16 protein-coding genes, 4 tRNA genes and 1 other RNA gene are annotated in these 16370 nt (G+C 40.4%); 10 read left to right on the top strand and 11 right to left on the bottom strand.

From position 1 onward, the window contains the following. Positions 1-74 precede the first annotated feature (74 nt). Complete coding sequence (gene rlmB, locus Q0H92_RS00175; RefSeq protein ID WP_296010309.1) at positions 75-851, top strand: 23S rRNA (guanosine(2251)-2'-O)-methyltransferase RlmB; 777 nt, start codon at positions 75-77, stop codon at positions 849-851. Positions 852-873: 22 nt separating this feature from the next. On the opposite strand, the gene Q0H92_RS00170 is transcribed toward rlmB, so the two are convergent. After that, positions 874-3099 carry a radical SAM protein gene (locus Q0H92_RS00170; protein WP_296010306.1) on the bottom strand — a complete coding sequence of 742 codons (2226 nt, stop codon included), beginning with the start codon at positions 3097-3099 and terminating at the stop codon, positions 874-876. A 150-nt stretch (positions 3100-3249) separates the two neighbouring features. Between Q0H92_RS00170 and Q0H92_RS00165 the strand changes: the two genes are divergently transcribed. Further along, positions 3250-4419: an MFS transporter gene (locus tag Q0H92_RS00165; protein WP_296010303.1), complete on the top strand. Its 1170-nt coding sequence runs from the start codon at positions 3250-3252 to the stop codon at positions 4417-4419. Here Q0H92_RS00165 and Q0H92_RS00160 read toward each other — a convergent pair. Next, positions 4416-5417: an endonuclease/exonuclease/phosphatase family protein gene (locus Q0H92_RS00160; RefSeq protein WP_296010300.1), complete on the bottom strand. Its 1002-nt coding sequence runs from the start codon at positions 5415-5417 to the stop codon at positions 4416-4418. The genes Q0H92_RS00165 and Q0H92_RS00160 overlap by 4 nt on opposite strands. A gap of 68 nt (positions 5418-5485) precedes the next feature. Between Q0H92_RS00160 and Q0H92_RS00155 the strand changes: the two genes are divergently transcribed. From Q0H92_RS00155 to ffs, 6 genes are all read left to right on the top strand, one after another. Further along, complete coding sequence (locus Q0H92_RS00155) at positions 5486-6088, top strand: redox-sensing transcriptional repressor Rex (protein WP_295798593.1); 603 nt, start codon at positions 5486-5488, stop codon at positions 6086-6088. Positions 6089-6171: 83 nt separating this feature from the next. Further along, a tRNA-Ser gene (locus Q0H92_RS00150) sits at positions 6172-6256 on the top strand. 24 nt (positions 6257-6280) lie between these two features. Beyond that, positions 6281-6367 (top strand) — tRNA-Ser (locus tag Q0H92_RS00145). Positions 6368-6417: 50 nt separating this feature from the next. Continuing rightward, a tRNA-Arg gene (locus Q0H92_RS00140) sits at positions 6418-6492 on the top strand. A gap of 64 nt (positions 6493-6556) precedes the next feature. Beyond that, a tRNA-Ser gene (locus tag Q0H92_RS00135) sits at positions 6557-6643 on the top strand. A gap of 7 nt (positions 6644-6650) precedes the next feature. Beyond that, positions 6651-6749: signal recognition particle sRNA small type (gene ffs, locus Q0H92_RS00130), an RNA gene on the top strand. 5 nt (positions 6750-6754) lie between these two features. Here ffs and lptB read toward each other — a convergent pair. From lptB to Q0H92_RS00095, 7 genes are all read right to left on the bottom strand, one after another. Beyond that, entirely contained in the window at positions 6755-7501 is a 747-nt protein-coding gene (gene lptB / locus Q0H92_RS00125) for an LPS export ABC transporter ATP-binding protein (RefSeq protein ID WP_295798590.1), read from the bottom strand. Then, a complete protein-coding gene (locus tag Q0H92_RS00120; RefSeq protein WP_296010298.1) occupies positions 7485-8204 on the bottom strand; it encodes an LptA/OstA family protein in 720 nt (239 codons plus the stop codon). The genes lptB and Q0H92_RS00120 overlap by 17 nt, the downstream gene beginning before the upstream one ends. Further along, on the bottom strand, positions 8194-8751 hold the full coding sequence (gene lptC / locus Q0H92_RS00115) for an LPS export ABC transporter periplasmic protein LptC (RefSeq protein ID WP_296010295.1): 558 nt from the start codon (positions 8749-8751) through the stop codon (positions 8194-8196). The genes Q0H92_RS00120 and lptC overlap by 11 nt, the downstream gene beginning before the upstream one ends. Before the next feature lie 7 nt (positions 8752-8758). After that, positions 8759-9169: a SoxR reducing system RseC family protein gene (locus tag Q0H92_RS00110; protein WP_295798540.1), complete on the bottom strand. Its 411-nt coding sequence runs from the start codon at positions 9167-9169 to the stop codon at positions 8759-8761. 20 nt (positions 9170-9189) lie between these two features. Next, a complete protein-coding gene (locus Q0H92_RS00105) occupies positions 9190-9714 on the bottom strand; it encodes a tetratricopeptide repeat protein (protein ID WP_296010292.1) in 525 nt (174 codons plus the stop codon). Further along, positions 9707-10795 carry a polyprenyl synthetase family protein gene (locus tag Q0H92_RS00100; protein ID WP_296010289.1) on the bottom strand — a complete coding sequence of 363 codons (1089 nt, stop codon included), beginning with the start codon at positions 10793-10795 and terminating at the stop codon, positions 9707-9709. Before Q0H92_RS00100 ends, Q0H92_RS00105 begins: the two co-directional genes overlap by 8 nt. Positions 10796-10930: 135 nt before the next feature. After that, positions 10931-11755, bottom strand: coding sequence for a hypothetical protein (locus Q0H92_RS00095; RefSeq protein ID WP_295800159.1), 825 nt, complete (start codon positions 11753-11755; stop codon positions 10931-10933). 78 nt (positions 11756-11833) lie between these two features. Between Q0H92_RS00095 and Q0H92_RS00090 the strand changes: the two genes are divergently transcribed. Next, positions 11834-12724, top strand: coding sequence for a LysR substrate-binding domain-containing protein (locus tag Q0H92_RS00090; protein ID WP_296010286.1), 891 nt, complete (start codon positions 11834-11836; stop codon positions 12722-12724). 252 nt (positions 12725-12976) lie between these two features. Beyond that, a complete protein-coding gene (locus tag Q0H92_RS00085) occupies positions 12977-14554 on the top strand; it encodes an ATP-binding cassette domain-containing protein (protein WP_296010283.1) in 1578 nt (525 codons plus the stop codon). Between the two features lie 228 nt (positions 14555-14782). On the opposite strand, the gene Q0H92_RS00080 is transcribed toward Q0H92_RS00085, so the two are convergent. Continuing rightward, positions 14783-15682, bottom strand: coding sequence for a hypothetical protein (locus tag Q0H92_RS00080; protein ID WP_296010281.1), 900 nt, complete (start codon positions 15680-15682; stop codon positions 14783-14785). A gap of 449 nt (positions 15683-16131) precedes the next feature. Beyond that, on the bottom strand, positions 16132-16362 hold the full coding sequence (locus Q0H92_RS00075) for a hypothetical protein (RefSeq protein ID WP_296010276.1): 231 nt from the start codon (positions 16360-16362) through the stop codon (positions 16132-16134). Positions 16363-16370 lie beyond the last annotated feature (8 nt).

The raw sequence follows: 16370 nt of genomic DNA, 5'->3' as shown, positions 1-16370 counted from the left end.
AAAAATACTTTTGGAACAACCCATATTTAAAAATCGGCATTAGCCAGTAATTCCTTTTGAAAAATAAAATCTATATGTCAAAAAATATTTATACAGGCTTTCATGCTGTTGAAGAAAAAGTCAGATTGTATTCAGTTTCTAAGCCTAAAGAAATCAGCTTGAAAATTTTTTATTCAAAGCCAGGACCAAGAATTAAAAAAATAATTTCGCTTGCAAAGGATTCAAATTTTGAAGTTTCGCTTGTGAATGAAAAAGAGCTTGACTCAATGGTTTCATCGCTTCCAGAAACTGCCCGTGATCACCGCGGAATTATTCTTTCAGTTGAAGGAGAAAAAGAAAATTCAAAAAATCAAATTCAGCTTGAACAGTGGATTACTTGCTGCCCGGAAAATGCCGTTGTTATTGTTCTTGACAGCGTTACCGACCCTCACAATGTCGGCGCGATTTTGCGTTCATGCGATCAGTTCGGCGCAAATCTTATGGTCGTTCCAGATCATAGAAGCGCAGACATAAACAGCAATGAAATAATTGCACGTGCGAGCGCGGGAGCTTCTTCTTGGGTTGATGTTGCAAAAGTTCCAAATCTTGTTCGTGCGGTTCAGATTTTAAAGTCAGCTGGATTTTGGATTTACGGAGCAGACGCAGGCGGCACGACTCTTTCAAAAATAAAGTTTCCGAAAAAAACTTGCATCATAATGGGAAGCGAGGGCAGCGGAATTGCGCGGCTTTTGCAGGAACAGTGCGATGAAGTTGTTTCCATTCCAACTTGCGGAAAAATTGACAGTCTGAATGTTTCTGTTGCGGCCGGTGTTCTTCTTTATGAAGTCTACAGGCAAAAACTGGAAAATTAATTTGTGCCGCTGATTCATTTTTCTAAAGCATTACAAGTCCTTTGCCCCTTAGCGAGTGAAGGATTTTTTTTATTCCCGGATTTTCCTGAACAAGATTTTCCATAAATGAGCTGTCAAAATTTTTAGGTGAAAGACAAAAAAGCGCATGAACAAATTCTTCTTTTTCCTGTGCGGAAATATTTACTGAAATTTTAAAATCTTCATGCATATAGTTCCACAAAAATTTGTTTTCACAGAAGACTGCGTTTCCTGCAAGCCAAAAAAGTTTTTTCAAATTTAATGGCAAGTTCCATTCTTTGTCGCGGCGTTCTTCATATTTTTCAATTGATTTTGAAATCAAGTCTTTTGGAACATTTGGATGCGGAACTTTAAATTCAAACCATTTTTCAACAGGCGTATTTAAATTTTCTCCGTGCATCCAGTTTTGAAGCGCGGCATAAAGTCCGTTTCCGAATTTTGCGGATTTTTCTTCGTCCTTAAAGTGAAGTCCATTTTTTGCAAATACTCCGGAATTTTTTGGAGCGAATGGATTTAAATTTTTGTGAAGTCCGTTTTTCCATTCAGAATAAATTCTTGAGTGCCTTGTTAAAACGAACTTGTGCCAGAAGCATGAATCAAGAAGTCCTGCCGCATAAAGCTGCCTTAAAGTTTCCATGGAATTTATTGTGTCTTGCTCGGTTTCTCCAAAGTAGCCGTAAATCATGTAGGCGTGAATCAAAATTCCGGCTTCCTTGAACGCACAGCACGCGCTTACAATTGAATCCAAATCAGTTCCTTTGCTTATGCTGTCCAAGCCTGTTCCTGTTGCAATTTCAATTCCGCCGGAAACTCCAATCAATCCGCCGAACGATAAAAATTCTGCCATGTCGCGGGAATAAATTTTTTCAAATCTTACGTTTCCCCAAAATGAAAAAGAAGCTGAATGCTTTGAATTTAACTGGGAAAATTTTATCATTGCGGCTGGCGGCATTGCTTCGTCAACAAAATGAATTCCGTGTATTCCGTTTTTTTCTGATTGTGATTTTAATCCGTGAAAAAGATTTTCAATTTGAACAAGCCTGTAGGAAGCGACATAGTCAAGGTTTACATCGCAGAACGCGCATTTGTGCCAGTAGCATCCGTGCGCAAGATAAGCTTTCATCCAAGCTCCGTCTGACCACAAACGCTGCATTGGATTTTCATCATCGGCAACACGCGGATAAATTGAAAAATCAGTTTCTGAATAATCAGGAACAATTAACGATGTCTGCTCGTTTTCAAATTTTTCGTATTCCAAAGATGACTGCAATGGCTCTATGACTTTTTCTTTTGTAAACAGGCGCATTTTGTAAATCTGCTTTTCTTCTGAAATTTTTCCGTCTGGAAATTCATCAAAGAAATTTTTGTATGAACCGTAGCCTCTGTCGTAGCTTATTGCGTTCGCATATTTAAAAAATGAATTGTCGCAAAATTCTCTAAGCTCAGTGTTTATGAATCCGCCGCCAAAAGTTATAAAAATTTTTTCGCCATATTTTTTCCGCAAATATTTTGCTGTAAACAAAGCTGGAGTAAAAGTTCCTGCGAACGGCACAGAAATACAAACAAGCGTTTTTTCATTTTCAGAAATATTTGTTTTTGAAAATTCATCTTCCAAAACTTCTGCATAAAAATTTGTCAAAACCGGCGAGTTTAGTTTTTCTTCAATTTGACTAAATGAAGTTTCGCTAACTGCAATGCTTTCCGCGTAACGCACGAGTGAAAAACTTTTGTCGAACGCAACTGAAATGTAGTCCGCCAAATCTTCGAGCGCAAGGCTTGCAATATTTCTTGTGTCGTCTACGGTTGGCTCTCTGTCAAGATTTGCTATGTAGTTTTCCATGCGGTTTCCGCGCGGAGTGTACGGGCTTAAAATAAACCTGTGGCAAAGTTCACGTGCGCTTGGATTTTGTTTTCCGCATAAAACCGACATTATAAAATCAATCCATTCAATCCATAAGTCGCTTTGAAAAATATATCGTCTTAAATTTTTTGCAGTTGCAAAGTCTCCGTTTTTTTCTGCGGCGGAAGCAATTTTCATTGCGTTTTCTTTTGAAAGTTCAAAAAGTTTTTTCAGTCCGTTTTTTGAAAAAATTGAATGTACGAGCCGCACGCTTAAATCAAGCCACACGGCATTGTGTCCGTTTCTGTTAAAAAAGGATTTTAAATATGCTCCGGATGGGTATGGCGAATTAAGCTGAACTAAAGGCGGCTGAATTACAATTACATTCATAACGGAATAATTTTAATTATAAGGAAAGCTGCTGTCAAATATTTTTTATGGAAGATTGTTATATCAATGCGGAAAATCGTTAAAGAAAAAAATATTTTTGTGCATTATAATTTTCTAAAAATTCAAAAATTGCAATTAAGTGAGGTTTGTATGGCATCGCTTCTTCTTGCTGTAATTTATGTGGCTTTTATAAGTCTTGGACTTCCTGATCCATTGCTTGGTTCCGCGTGGCCTTCAATGTACAAAGATTTTGGCGTGGACATTTCTTTTGCCGGAATTATTGCAATGATTATTGCCGCGGGAACTGTTTTTTCAAGTCTGATGAGCGACTGGTTTACAAAAAAAGTGGGCGTTGGAAAAGTCATGGTGATAAGTGTTGCCACAACAGCTCTTGCGCTTTTTGGATTTTCCATAAGCAGTTCATTTTGGATGCTTTGCCTTTGGGCTATTCCTTATGGACTTGGAGCCGGAAGCGTGGATGCCGCTCTTAATAATTATGTTGCTCTTAATTACAAAAGCCGCCACATGAGCTGGCTTCATTGTATGTGGGGAGTCGGAACTGCGATTGGTCCTTCTATAATGGGATTTGCATTGGCTGGTCAGCATGGATGGAATTCCGGCTACAGATACATTGCGATTTTTCAAACTGCGCTTACTGCAATTCTTGTTGCTTCTCTTCCGCTTTGGAAAAAAAATAAATCACAATCTGATTTGCATGAATCTGAAAAAAATGAAAAGCCTCTTTCCTTGCGACAGATTTTTTTAATTCCGGGCGCAAAGGAAGTTATGATTGCATTTTTTTGTTACAGCACGCTTGAACAGACAACCGGACTTTGGGCAGGAAGCTATCTTGCGCTTTATGAAAATGTTTCTCCTGAAAAAGCCGCTTTCTTTGCAGGAATGTTCTACATTGGAATTACAGCAGGCCGCGCCGTCAGCGGATTTTTAACAATGAAAATGAATGACACGCAGATGATTCGGCTTGGACAGATTTTTGCGCTTGCAGGAATTGTTGCGGTAATTTTGCCTTTTGGACAAATTTCCACAGTTGCAGGACTTGTAACAATCGGACTTGGATGCGCGCCAATTTATCCATGCATAATACATTCTACTCCAGCGCATTTTGGAGCAGACAAGTCGCAGGCAATAATCGGAGTTCAAATGGCAAGCGCTTATACCGGCACAACTTTAATGCCGCCGTTGTTTGGAATGATTGCATCAAAAACTACAATCGCATTGTATCCATTTTATCTTTTGATTGCCCTTGCGCTTCTTTTTATTATGCATGAAAAACTTGTAAAAAAAACTTCGGAAGTTTAATTTAAAAGCCGCACTTTGCATACAAGCGGAAGATGGTCGCTGTATCCTCTTCCGTTCCAAAGTGAATATTTGTACGGAATTGAATTTTCGTTGCACCAAAATCCTTCCGCCGCAGGAAAAAATTCTTCGACTTCAATTTTTCCGGAATAAAAAATATTATCAATGCGCGACCATTCTTCTCTAAAGTAATAGCTTCCCGGCTCTATTAAATTTCCATTTTCATCAAACCAAGGCGATTTTACCAAAAGCCCTTCATCGCAAAGAAGTTTTCCGTGCCACGCTCTAAGCAGAACATTTCCGTTTTCCTTTACGCAAAAATCATTTATGTCCCTGTTGAAATCTCCAACTGCGAAAACAGCCTTGCCTTCGTTTAATGCCCGGCTCATAAAAAATGAAAGAACGCATTCTTCACGGTTTCGCCATTTTTCAGTTTTTTCTTCTCCGCCGCTTTTGCTTTTCCAGTGATTTACAAAAAGAGTTAAAGTTTTTTCTTTTAATTTTATTTCAATTTCTGACAAAGGTCTTGTGCGAGGCATTTTTTCATTTTCAGTTCTTATGTCGAGCGAATGCAAATTCTTTTTTTGCAATGGAATTCTTGAAAGAACTCCGCAGCCAATTGCGCCGCCTTCACTTTTTGAAAAGCAAACGTATCTGTAGATTTTCCGCGGATTCCATTCGCCTGCAAGAAAATTGCTTATGTCAAAAAGGACGTTTGAATTTTCAAGTTCTTCCATTATAAAAATATCAGCGTCAAGTTTTTTTATAACGGAACAAAGCCGCCTGAGCCGCTCCTTGTACATTTCTTCGCCCCAAGTTTTGCTTTTGATAAATTCTGAATATTCTGTTCCGTCATTGTTTGCGTCAAAAAAAGTCTGGACATTCCAGTTTGCAATTTTTAGTTCAGATTTGCCGGAATCACAGCAGGCAAAAAACGGCAGAAATAAAATCCACAAAACAGCATAAAATTTAAATCGCTTGTTGAAATTAATTTTCCTCATAATTTCCTCCAAAAATATATATTCGAATATTTACAAAAAATGTATTAAATTGATAAAATATTTTAAAAATGAAAGACATTCCTTTGCCAACGAAACGCAGGCTTGTTCTTTTGGAGCGGCTGCTTTCAGGATATAAAGAAAAAAATATAACTTCGCAAAAAATTCAGGAGCTTACCGGCTGGACTTCCGCAGTTGTCCGTCGTGATATTTCAGCTTTAAAATTGAACTGCGGCGCAACAAACGGCTACAAAGTTGAAGAGCTGAAATCACATCTTGAAAAAATGTTCGGTGAAAAAAAAGAAAGCTTGCGGTGCTGCATTGTTGGTCTTGGAAGAATGGGACAGGCGTTGCTGGACACTTCGGAGCTTTATGATTCGCCGTTTAAAATCGTAGCCGGATTTGATTCGAGCGTGAATAAAACTGAAGTTCTAAGTTCATCGTTTCCGCTTCATCCTACAACTTTGATGAAAAAAATTATCCGTGAAGAAGAAATTTCCTATGCGATTCTTACCGTGGATTCCGACGAAGCCCAGCCGCTTACGGATCTTCTTATTGACTGCGGAATAAAAGGAATTGTAAATTACACGCCTTGTGTTTTAAAAGTTCCGGGCGAAGTTCCCATAGAAAATGTAAGCCTTTTGACAGCTCTTGAAACTTTGGCTATAAACTGAAAACTTCATTTTAAAAGTTAAATTTCTGCATTAATCCTATTGACAATCTGATGTGAATTTTGCTAGTATATTTTCACATTCATGGAGCGATGTCTGAGTGGTCGAAAGTACCTGTCTTGAAAACAGGCGTGCCGAAAGGTACCGGGGGTTCGAATCCCTCTCGCTCCGTCCTAAACAGAGTTTTAGGGAATTGGAGGCGTTGTAGAGCGGTTAATACAACGGTTTGCTAAACCGTCGGTTCCCTAAAGGGCCGGGCAGGTTCGACTCCTGTCGCCTCCGCTACTAAACAGGTTTCACTTGATTTAGCAGCAGAGAAAAGGTCTGTTTATGAGATTGTAGCTCAGCTGGATTAGAGCACCACCCTGCGGAGGTGGGGGTCGCACGTTCGAATCGTGTCAGTCTCAATTATATTTAGATTTCAGTTTATAAGGATTCAGCAAGAATGAATCCTTTTTTTGTTGACATTTAGGAAAGATGTCCGAGTGGTTTAAGGTACACCCTTGGAAGGGGTGCGTAGCAGAAATGTTACCGGGGGTTCGAATCCCCCTCTTTCCGATTTTGAGCCTAGATGCTCTGCACATTGCGGCTGGAAAACCCCGCCAGAGCGGGAACGCAGCAACGGTATTCAGTTTGCAGTGGTGCCGGAGATTATCTAGGCTCTTTTTTTTACATTGAAAAATCTTTTCCAAGGTAGATTTCGCGGGCTTCCTGCGACTTTAAAATTTCTTCCTTTCCGCCCGAAACTAAAATTGTTCCTGTGGAAATTATTATGGCGCGGTCGGTTATTTCCAAAGTGTCGCGCACATTGTGGTCTGTTATAAGAACGCCGATTCCTCTTTTTGCAAGAAGCCTTATTATTCCTTTTATATCTGCAACCGCAATCGGGTCTATTCCGGCAAACGGTTCGTCCAAAAGCAGAAACTTTGGTTCTATTGCAAGCGAGCGCGCTATTTCAGTTCTGCGCCGTTCTCCGCCAGACAAAGTGTACGCCTGCTGTTTTCTTATGCGCCCGATGTTGAATTCTTCAATGAGTTGGTCAAGTTCCCGTTTTTTTTCGATTCGAGTTAAATCCTTGCGCGTTTCAAGAATTGCCCAGATATTTTCTTCGACTGTAAGTTTTCTAAAAACTGAAGGCTCCTGCGGAAGATACGAAATTCCAGCCCTTGCTCTTTTGTACATCGGAAGCTGCGTTATGCATTCTTCGTCAAGAAAAACATCGCCTGCCGTTGGCTTGTAAAATCCCACAATCATATAAAAAGTTGTGGTTTTTCCAGCTCCGTTTGGTCCCAAAAGTCCCAGAACTTCCCCGGTCTGCATTGAAAAATCAACACCTTTTACAACGCTTTTTTTTCCGAAAGATTTGTATAATGAAGAAACTCTTAGTGTGCTTTTTTCTTTATTCTGAGATTCCATTCTGCTCCTCCGGGATTTCTTCGTTTTCTTCCGCATTTTCGCTGATTTCTGGTTCGGCGGAAATTTTTTGCTCCGGCTTGCTTGATTCCGCAGTGGAAACAGAGCCTTTTACTCTTCCTGTAAGCGTTATTTCCTGAGTTTCCATATCAAGAAGAATTACCTGCGCGCGGAAAGTGTCTCCGTTCTGCACAATTTTCGGATTTCCGCTCATTTCCAAAGTCTGCTCGTTTTTGCTGTAGATTGCGTAGGCGGAAGTGCAGACATTTTTCTTTTGCGTCAAATTCACCTGAATCTGCATGATTGCAGTTTCTTTTTTTTGGTCGTATTCAATGAGTTCAGCCTTTGCATTTACACCGTTTTCCGTGTCCGAAAGCTCAACGTTCTGTTCCAAAACTGCGATTTTTGTCTGCCTGTCGTATTTCATTCTTTCGCAGGTAAAATCCATTTTGCTTTCTGTGTTTTTGCCTACGACATTTCCGCTTGCCGTTATCCGCCTGAAATTTTTTCCAGAAAGCTCTATTGTTTCCGCGGAAATTTCCATGCTTTCTGTTTTTACTTTTGCGTTGCCTTTTAGAATTGTCGTGCTGTTTTTGCTTCCGGCTGTTCCCGTCATTGAATCCGCGCTGAACGTTATTTGCTCCGCGTTTGCCGTAAAAGAAAAAATCAGCAATATATAGAACAAAAGAAATTTTTTACTTTTCACTGAAATCCTCTTCGCCTGATTCGTCGTTAGTTGTAATTGTTCCTGTTACAGGATTTGCAAACTCAAAGCTTTTTGAAGTTCCGCTTGCAGAAAATCCGCTTCCCTGAATTTCAATGTCGCTTCTGGTGAGCTTTACATTTCCGTCTTTTGTGGAAACCATCTGCTTTGTTTCTGAATTCCATTTTAGGCTTTCCGCGTTTATTTTGAAATTCTGCTCGATGTTGTTGATGAAAATTTCGTTGAACAGCGTGTAGATTTTTGTGTCGCTGTTGATTCCAAGCAAAGCGCAATATCCTTCAGTCAAAAGATCGCCGCCTGAATTCCAAGTTTTGAATCTTGCGTCTTTTGCATAAGCTGAACTGTCCTTGTACTGCTCAAGAGTCTGCGCCTGAATCTGCGTTGAAAGTTTGTTGTCTTCGTATTTTTTGTAATCGGCGTCTTTAAATTCAAGTTCCGGGGAAGAGTCTGTTCCGCTGGGATTTTCGTCGTATTTTAAGGAACAGGAGGAAAATGCAAGGAGCAAAAGTAAAAAGGCGGTTTTGGACATTTTGAGTTTACAGAACTTCGATTATTTCAGGCTTGCCTGGAATTGGAATTTTCCGTGTAACTGCAAAAACTAGCGCGGAAGACAAAAGAAGAAACAAAAGCACGAACACAGCTTTTCCGTCATTTGAAATCGATTTGCCAAAAAAATTCATTATAGGCGAGGCTGAAAAATATCCTGCGATTGCGCACAAAAACGGAATAAAAAGCGAAACAATTCCTTGCGCCGCCTGCACTTTTTTGTTCGCCCCGATGATTACAACAGAGCCGCTTGAAATTTTCATGTTCTGCGGATTTGCAACTTCAAACGCGTGGTTTCTTTTGGCGCATCCGGCTGAGCAGCTTGCGCATTCTTCTTTTTCAAATCTTGCGGCAAGAATTTTGTTTTCATTTATTGACATTATAAGAGCTTTTTCTGTCATGTTTTCCTTCTTGGCGGATTTTATTCAGTTTTTTTTATTGACTCAAGCATCCTGTTGCATTCCTGAACGCCGGCTTTGTTGTTTAGTTCTTGGTAAGTGTCGCGCAGGTTGAACAAGGCATCGTAATAATGCGGACTAAGCGAAACCGCGTGCTCAAAAAATTCTGCGGCTTCCAAATAGTTTCCCTGCTGAAATCTTATGACTCCGCTTGTGTTCCAGTAATGCGGATTTACTGGATTTAGTTCAAGGCCTTTTGCGCAGTAAAGCATGGCTTCGTCAAATGTCTTTGTGGAAACACAAAATGAAGCTAGGCTGTCCAATGTGTCTTCATCGTATGGATTTATTCTGTAAGCGTGCTCCATTGCGGCTTTTGCAAGGGAAATTTTTCCTGCGTCATGGTAAGTAAGCCCCAGATTGAACCACAAAAGATAATTTGAATTTTCTACAGTTATTGCGCGCTTTAAACAGGCAATCGCATCCTCGTATTCGCCTTTTGAGGCAAGATGAACTGCCTGGTTATTTAGTTTTTCGCTGTTTTCAAGCATCTTTATTTTCTGCTCCCATAAGTTCTTTTGGAATCATCGAAACAAAAAGCTCTTTTATAAGAATCGCATCCTCGTTGTCTTTTCCGAAAAGCTCAATAAAAGAGTTTCCGCCGTTAAAAATAAGCTCGATTCCTTTTTTCTTTGCTATTTCAATAGAAGAATTTTGCCCCATAAGTGCGATTGCTTTTTCCACAGCTGGACTTTCAATTCCTTCTTTTGCAGCCTGAATAAAGCACTGGCTAAGCTCCTGGTTTTTTTGCGGATTTTCCTTGTTCTGCTCAAAAAATGTAAGGACTGGAAGCGATTTTTTGCCTTCAACGATGTCGTCGCCGCGCTTTTTGCCGGGATTTCCTGTTGTGAGATTTATAACATCGTCAATAATTTGGAATCCGGCTCCAATTTCAGAAGCGATTATTCCGGCTTTTTTTACAGTTTCGTCGTCCGCATTGGAAGCAAGTGCTCCTGTTTTGGCGGCAAGAGAAGCCAAAGTTCCGGTTTTGCCCTTTACCATTTCAAGATATTCCTGCACTGAAGGAACTTTTGTATTGTCTCTGTGCCAAGCTATGTCCATTGCCTGACCCAAATGAAGCCGCCTAAGCTCCATAAGATAGTTGCTGTAAAGCCTATTTTTAAGCTCTATGGAGCAATTTAATTTCTTTATGCAGAGTGGAGCTTCAAAATATAGCCATGAGCCTGCGTTTATTGCAGTGTCGATTCCGTAAGTTATGTATGCGGCTGGTTTTCCGCGGCGGACAGGAGAACTGTCTTCAATATCGTCATGGATAAGGCTTGCTGTATGCACAAATTCAACAAGAGGCGCAAGCAAATATGCTGCTTCTTGGGATTTTTCTTTGTCCTTGGCACAAGCACGCGCGCATAAAACCAAAAGCAACGGCCGCCATCTTTTTCCGCCCAAATCCACCAAAGAGCGTGTTGTTTCTATAAGCGGAAAAATGTGCTTGGAGTCTATATTTTCGTTTCCAAATGAAAGTTTTTTCCATTCGCTGTTTGCTTCAAGCGGAAGAAAGTTTTTTATAGAAGATTCAATTTGTTCCAAATGCGCCAAAAAATGCTTATTCATAGAATACAATAATAACTGAGGTTGCTTCAAAAGTCTATGGCTATTTGGAAATAGGAATTAACTGTCATTATCGGGCTTGATACGACAATCTCTACATATGCGATACTCCGGGCAAGCCGGAGCATGAAATCAGTTTTAGTAATTGTAAGAAAAATCTTCTATGCGGGAAAGCTCGTTTACTGTTGTTCCGAATTTTTCTGCAACATCGTAGTAGCTTATTCTGACTGGATTTCCCAAAGCGTCATTCTTGTAAATGCGGCGTTCTTTGATTTTTCCGTTTTCGTAAACCTGAATTTCTGTAAGGAAGTCGTTTGCGTCATAGCGGAAAGCAACTTTGTTTGTGCAGTTTCCTTCCTCGTCAAAAGTTTCAATTGCGGCGATTTTTTTTGATTCTGTAAATGAATAGCTTCTTGAAAGGCTGAAAGTTCCGTCCCCGTTGTATTCAGTTTCCTGAACAGGAATTCCGTCGTCATTCAAAGTCTGGATTACGCGCAGATAGAGTTTTCCGTCTTTGTCGTAATGATTTGCCGTAACTTTTTTGCCTTCATATTTATAGATTGTTTTTGAATTAAGGTTGCCGGAATCAGTTTCTGTAACTGTGTATGACTTGATTTTTGAATCAACGCCGTATTCGTATTCAGTTTTGAGTTCCGCGGAATTTGCAATGTCTGAATATGTGAAGCTTGCAAGTTTTTTTGCGTCGTAAGTGCTTGTTGTTTTTGTTATAAGCTCGTCTTTTGCGTTCAAAAGTGAATATTCAGTTTCAAGTCCGTTGCTGAATTTGTGAATTTCTTTTTCTGAAACAGAGCGGAAATATTCGCCGAACTTAGAAGTTACAGAATAATTTGTCTTTGTGTAAGAAGAAACATTTCCGGCTGGAGTGAATCCAGTTGAAAAGTTGTCGGCAAAAGCAGAAAAAGCTGCAAGGACAGCAATAGCGAAAAAAGCGGTTTTTTTCATAAATCCCCCAAGTGTTAAAAGTGTAAATTTATCTTCTTGATTATCGACTAAAAAACGAAAAATTTTTATAGTAAATACATGGATTTTTTTGAGCTTAAGGCTTTTATTTCTGTGGCGAAGAATCTGCATTTTGCCCGTGCCGCGAACGAAATCAATTTAAGCCCTTCCGCATTGAGCCGGCTTATTTCAAGGCTGGAAGAAGAGACTGGCGCAGAACTTTTTGACAGAAGAAGCAAGGATATATTTCTTACGGAAAAAGGCAGAAAATTTTTAGCCTTTGCTTCAAAATGTGTGGAAGAAAAAGAAAATCTTGTAAATGAATTTTCGCAGATAAAGGACAGCGTGTGCGGAACTCTTCATGTTTATGCTAGCGTTACGGCGTGCTATACGATAATGCCTCCGTTCATAAAAAAACTTTCTGCAAAATATCCGGCGGTTCATCTTTCCATAGAAACAGGAGATCCTGCCGGGGCTGTGAGCGCGGTGAGGGAAGGGCGGGCGGAACTTGCGGTGGCGGCAATTCCTGACGAGCGTTCTGCATTTTTTGACTGCATTTCCGTGTGCCGAACTCCTCTTGTGTTTGCCGCCGCTTTGAACAGTCCTTATGTTGACGTGCAGGGAAGTCCGCAGGATATAGTTTCTACAGTGCCTTTGATTTTGCCCAAAGCCGGACTTGCGCGCAAAAGATTTGATTCCTGGATAAAAAGCCGCAATGTTCACCCGGAAGTTGCCGCCGAAACAGAAGGAAACGAAGCTGTAATGGCTCTTGCCGCTCTTGGACTTGGAATAGGACTTGTTCCAAAAATTGTCCTTGAAAACGGGCCGTACAAAGAAGGCTTTGTGTCGCACAACGCAGGAAACGCGCTGGGATTTTATGACATAGGATTCATTCAAAAGGCAAAAATCACAGGAAGTGAAAGCGCAAGAAAAATCCGCATTGCAGTAAATGAAATATTAGGCATTTCATGAAAGTGAATGAACTGTCATTCCCGCACTTGATGCGAGAATCTATTTGCAACTAAAAATGCTATAAGAAAAAGCGCGTCAATTCGCCAAGTTGAGCGTAAATGGAATTGGACTGCGCGATTTTACAATCGCTTGCCATCGCTCAAAATGGTTCTGTTGCCGCTTTCTTTTTCTTACCGCATTTTTAGTTATTTGTTGTTAGTAAATAAAATATTAATGCTAATATTTGCATTATAATAAATTTGGAGAATATTTATGGAAAAAGATTTGATTCGCATTGATAAATGCCAGATAAGAAAGGGCGGCTCGGTTTTGATTCCGCAGATTGGCTGGACGATGAAAGAAGGCGAAGCATGGCTTGTTACAGGACCAAACGGCGGCGGAAAGGCTGACTTTATAAAAGCGTTGTCTGGTTCTTTGGAATTTTACCCGGAACAGGGCGGCTCGTTCTGTTCTGAATTTGCAAAAAGCACGGCTGTAGTTTCCCTTGAAGAAGCCGCAAGATTAATAGAAGAAGAGCGCGAGCGGGACGAAAGCGAATACTTGGATAAAATCGACATAGGAAGAACCGGCCGTGAATACATTTACGAAGTGATTGGCGGACCAAAAAAGAAATCAGAGCCTCTTGCAAAGGACGCGTACAAGCTAGAAACATTTCCGCAGGTAAAGCTTTGCGGCGTGGAAAAAATTCTTGACCGCGGACTTCGCTTTATGTCTACCGGGGAAATAAGGCGCACGCTTTTGTGCCGTTCACTTTTGTCTGGAGCCAGGCTGCTTGTCTTGAGCGACCCTTTTGCGGGGCTGGATGCCGAGTCGCGTTCAATTCTTATGGAATTTTTCAATATGATTCTAAAGCGGCAGACTGAAAATTCTGGAACAGATTTTCCGCGCATAATTTTGTGCATGGAGCGGTTCAGTGAAATCCCGGAAAAAATAAACCGCGTTCTTGAGTTTTCAGATAAAAAAATTTCCTTCTGCGCAAGCCGTTCTGAATATGAAACTCTCCTTGAAATTCGAAACGCAGAAAAAAAATCCGTCCGCGAAAAAGAAAGACAGGAATTTCTTTGCGAGCTAAAAAGAATCCGCAGTGAAAGCAATTTCGCCTTGGAAACAGAAGAATTTTCTGAAGTGCCAGAAAGCCTTATAAAGTTTGAGGATGTGAATGTAGGCTGGGACGAGCATAAGGTTCTTGTAAACTTAAACTGGGAAGTTAAAAAAGGCGAGCATTTTCTTGTGAGAGGTCCGAACGGCTCTGGAAAAACCACAATCATGGAACTTATAACGGGCGACAATATGCAAGTGTTCCGCGAAAAAGTCTACTTGTTTGGAAGCCGGCGCGGTTCAGGCGAATCAATCTGGGACATAAAAAAGCACCTTGGAATTGTAAGCTACAGGCTTCATGTGGAATACAGAATGGTCGGCGGAACTGATTTGCAGAGCGTGATTGTAAGCGGATTCAAGGACAGCATCGGGCTTTATGAGCCTGCCACGGATTTTGAGCTTGCAATGGCGAAGGCTTGGCTTAAACTTGCAGGATTTGCCGGACGCGAAAAGGAATCGTTTGGCTCTTTAAGCTACGGAGAGCAGCGCGCAATTCTGATTCTTAGAGCCGCAGTAAAGTCGCCGCGTGTTCTTATTTTGGACGAGCCTTGCCACGGATTGGATGAAAATTACCGCGGAAAAATCCTAGACCTGCTAGAAACTGTTGCGGAAACAGGAACGACAACGCTTCTGCACGTAACCCACGAGCCTTCTGAAGTCCTTGCGTGCGAAAAAAACATCCTAGAACTTTGTCCTGGCCAAACTCCAATGTATAAGATTTTGCACAGATAGGAAAGTTGAATCCGTCATGCAAAAAATGAACGATGTAAAACAACTTGTCATGGATATGTCTAATAAGTCTAACTGTCATTGCCGTACTTGATACGGCAATCTATTTGTTGTTTTGCAAAGGGTACTGACATGCACACGCAAGGGGGTCTTGCAAGCATTTGTTAGGGGGTGTTGCAAGCGCAGAACAGGAGTGCTGGCCTGTGCTTGCAATCATCATAATGAAATTATTTATTCCTCGTCTGAGGCATCAGGATCGGTATTACATCCTTCTGCTGATATGTACATTGAGTTTCCGCTTAGGCATACATTGCTGAATTTTATGTTCTCTAAATCTACAATGGAATCGATTGCAAAATTATAAAGATTTACATTTACAACTCTGTTATGTGCAAAAAGTTTTCCTGATTTGCCTGCGGTTTTGTTTGGAAGAACAAAGTTTGCACCGCAGTCTGCAATTGCAAGTTCCTTGGGCTTTATGGCTACGAATCTGCGCGGACCGTAAAATTTTTGGTTGTTTTCTTTTAATGCTGGAATGTATGCTTCAAGAGAACCTATTGGGCTTCCTGCGCTTTCAGGATTTCCAATAGAATTTATTGTTCTTTCGGAATTTGTCCAGCCCAAGGTGTTTTCTACTTCAAATCCATAATCTGTGCCTGCAATCTTTAAAAGCGCGCCTCGGCTATATACTTTGCAGTCATGAAAATTATAGAAAGTGTCATCGGTGCCTTCTGCGGAATTTCCTACATTTGAAACCAGCGCATAAACATAGCCGTCGTACAAAATGGCTATGTCGTTGATTGTGCCTGAAACACCCATTTGCTCTGTGGACTGCGCCGCTCCTTTTATGTCTATAAAAAAATTTGAATCATCGATATTCGTGATTGTTCCACGCTGAAGGTACGATGAGCCGTTCTTTGTGTATGCAAAGTAAATATCGCTGCCCTGAACTGCAAATGCTGTATAAGATGCCCCGGAAACAGAAAATTGTGTGGAATATAAAGAAGTCGCTGATGAAATTGTAGAAATAAAGTTTGTTGAAGGTTCTGTTATTTGTAAAAGTTTTAATTCGCCAGTAGAAGAATCATATCCGCCTATCCATAGAGAATCTGTGCTATCATCAAAATACAAAGGGTCTTTTACGGATGTGCTACTAAATTGAATGTCATAAGGTCCTGAACCTTTCCCTTTATAGTAGATAAAATTTGTTCTATTAAATTGGCTATCAGCGTTTTCTATATAATAGTTATAATATGCATAAAAAGATTCTGCAAATCCTAGTATAGTCGAATTTCCAGGTTTATTTGAGGTAACGGAATCAATGTTATTTATAGTTAAATCACTTGTTATAGAATCAAATCGATTGTAATAATATTTAGAATTATAAACATCCCATAAATAATATTTTTGATAATTAATTACATCTCTGTTGCTAGCCAGTATCATCAAAATTGTTTTTTCTGCGGTTTCGCCGGCTACAACTTTTACTTCTTCACTTCCGCTTCCTATGCGTATTCCGTCTGAATCAAATGCTTCGGCTTTTACTGTGTATGTGGCAGGCTCAAGTTCGTCAAATGTAATTACCCCCCCAATTCTGCGGTCTGCGAGTCGATAACTTCTTTGTCAAGGATTATGCTTACTTTGTAAGATGTGGCATTGTCCTTGGAAAAAGTGTAAAGCCCGCGTTCTCCTCCCGGAACTGTTATGCGGATTGCGCCTTCTTTGCTGTTTGAGCCGCTCATGTTCGTGCAAGACGCAAGGGCAAGAATCAGCGCCGGCAAAAATGCAAATGAAAATTTCTTAATGTTCATAAAATTCT

The organism is uncultured Treponema sp. (assembly GCF_934725225.1).
Taxonomy (GTDB): Bacteria; Spirochaetota; Spirochaetia; order Treponematales; family Treponemataceae; genus Treponema_D.
This window is presented reverse-complemented; position numbering and strand designations above follow the sequence as displayed.

Coding starts and splice junctions, on each gene's coding strand:
- rlmB (WP_296010309.1), top strand. CDS start 75: ATGTCAAAAAATATTTATACAGGCTTTCATGCTGTTGAAGAAAAAGTC.
- Q0H92_RS00170 (WP_296010306.1), bottom strand. CDS start 3,099: ATGAATGTAATTGTAATTCAGCCGCCTTTAGTTCAGCTTAATTCGCCA.
- Q0H92_RS00165 (WP_296010303.1), top strand. CDS start 3,250: ATGGCATCGCTTCTTCTTGCTGTAATTTATGTGGCTTTTATAAGTCTT.
- Q0H92_RS00160 (WP_296010300.1), bottom strand. CDS start 5,417: ATGAGGAAAATTAATTTCAACAAGCGATTTAAATTTTATGCTGTTTTG.
- Q0H92_RS00155 (WP_295798593.1), top strand. CDS start 5,486: ATGAAAGACATTCCTTTGCCAACGAAACGCAGGCTTGTTCTTTTGGAG.
- lptB (WP_295798590.1), bottom strand. CDS start 7,501: ATGGAATCTCAGAATAAAGAAAAAAGCACACTAAGAGTTTCTTCATTA.
- lptC (WP_296010295.1), bottom strand. CDS start 8,751: ATGTCCAAAACCGCCTTTTTACTTTTGCTCCTTGCATTTTCCTCCTGT.
- Q0H92_RS00110 (WP_295798540.1), bottom strand. CDS start 9,169: ATGACAGAAAAAGCTCTTATAATGTCAATAAATGAAAACAAAATTCTT.
- Q0H92_RS00105 (WP_296010292.1), bottom strand. CDS start 9,714: ATGCTTGAAAACAGCGAAAAACTAAATAACCAGGCAGTTCATCTTGCC.
- Q0H92_RS00100 (WP_296010289.1), bottom strand. CDS start 10,795: ATGAATAAGCATTTTTTGGCGCATTTGGAACAAATTGAATCTTCTATA.
- Q0H92_RS00095 (WP_295800159.1), bottom strand. CDS start 11,755: ATGAAAAAAACCGCTTTTTTCGCTATTGCTGTCCTTGCAGCTTTTTCT.
- Q0H92_RS00090 (WP_296010286.1), top strand. CDS start 11,834: ATGGATTTTTTTGAGCTTAAGGCTTTTATTTCTGTGGCGAAGAATCTG.
- Q0H92_RS00085 (WP_296010283.1), top strand. CDS start 12,977: ATGGAAAAAGATTTGATTCGCATTGATAAATGCCAGATAAGAAAGGGC.
- Q0H92_RS00075 (WP_296010276.1), bottom strand. CDS start 16,362: ATGAACATTAAGAAATTTTCATTTGCATTTTTGCCGGCGCTGATTCTT.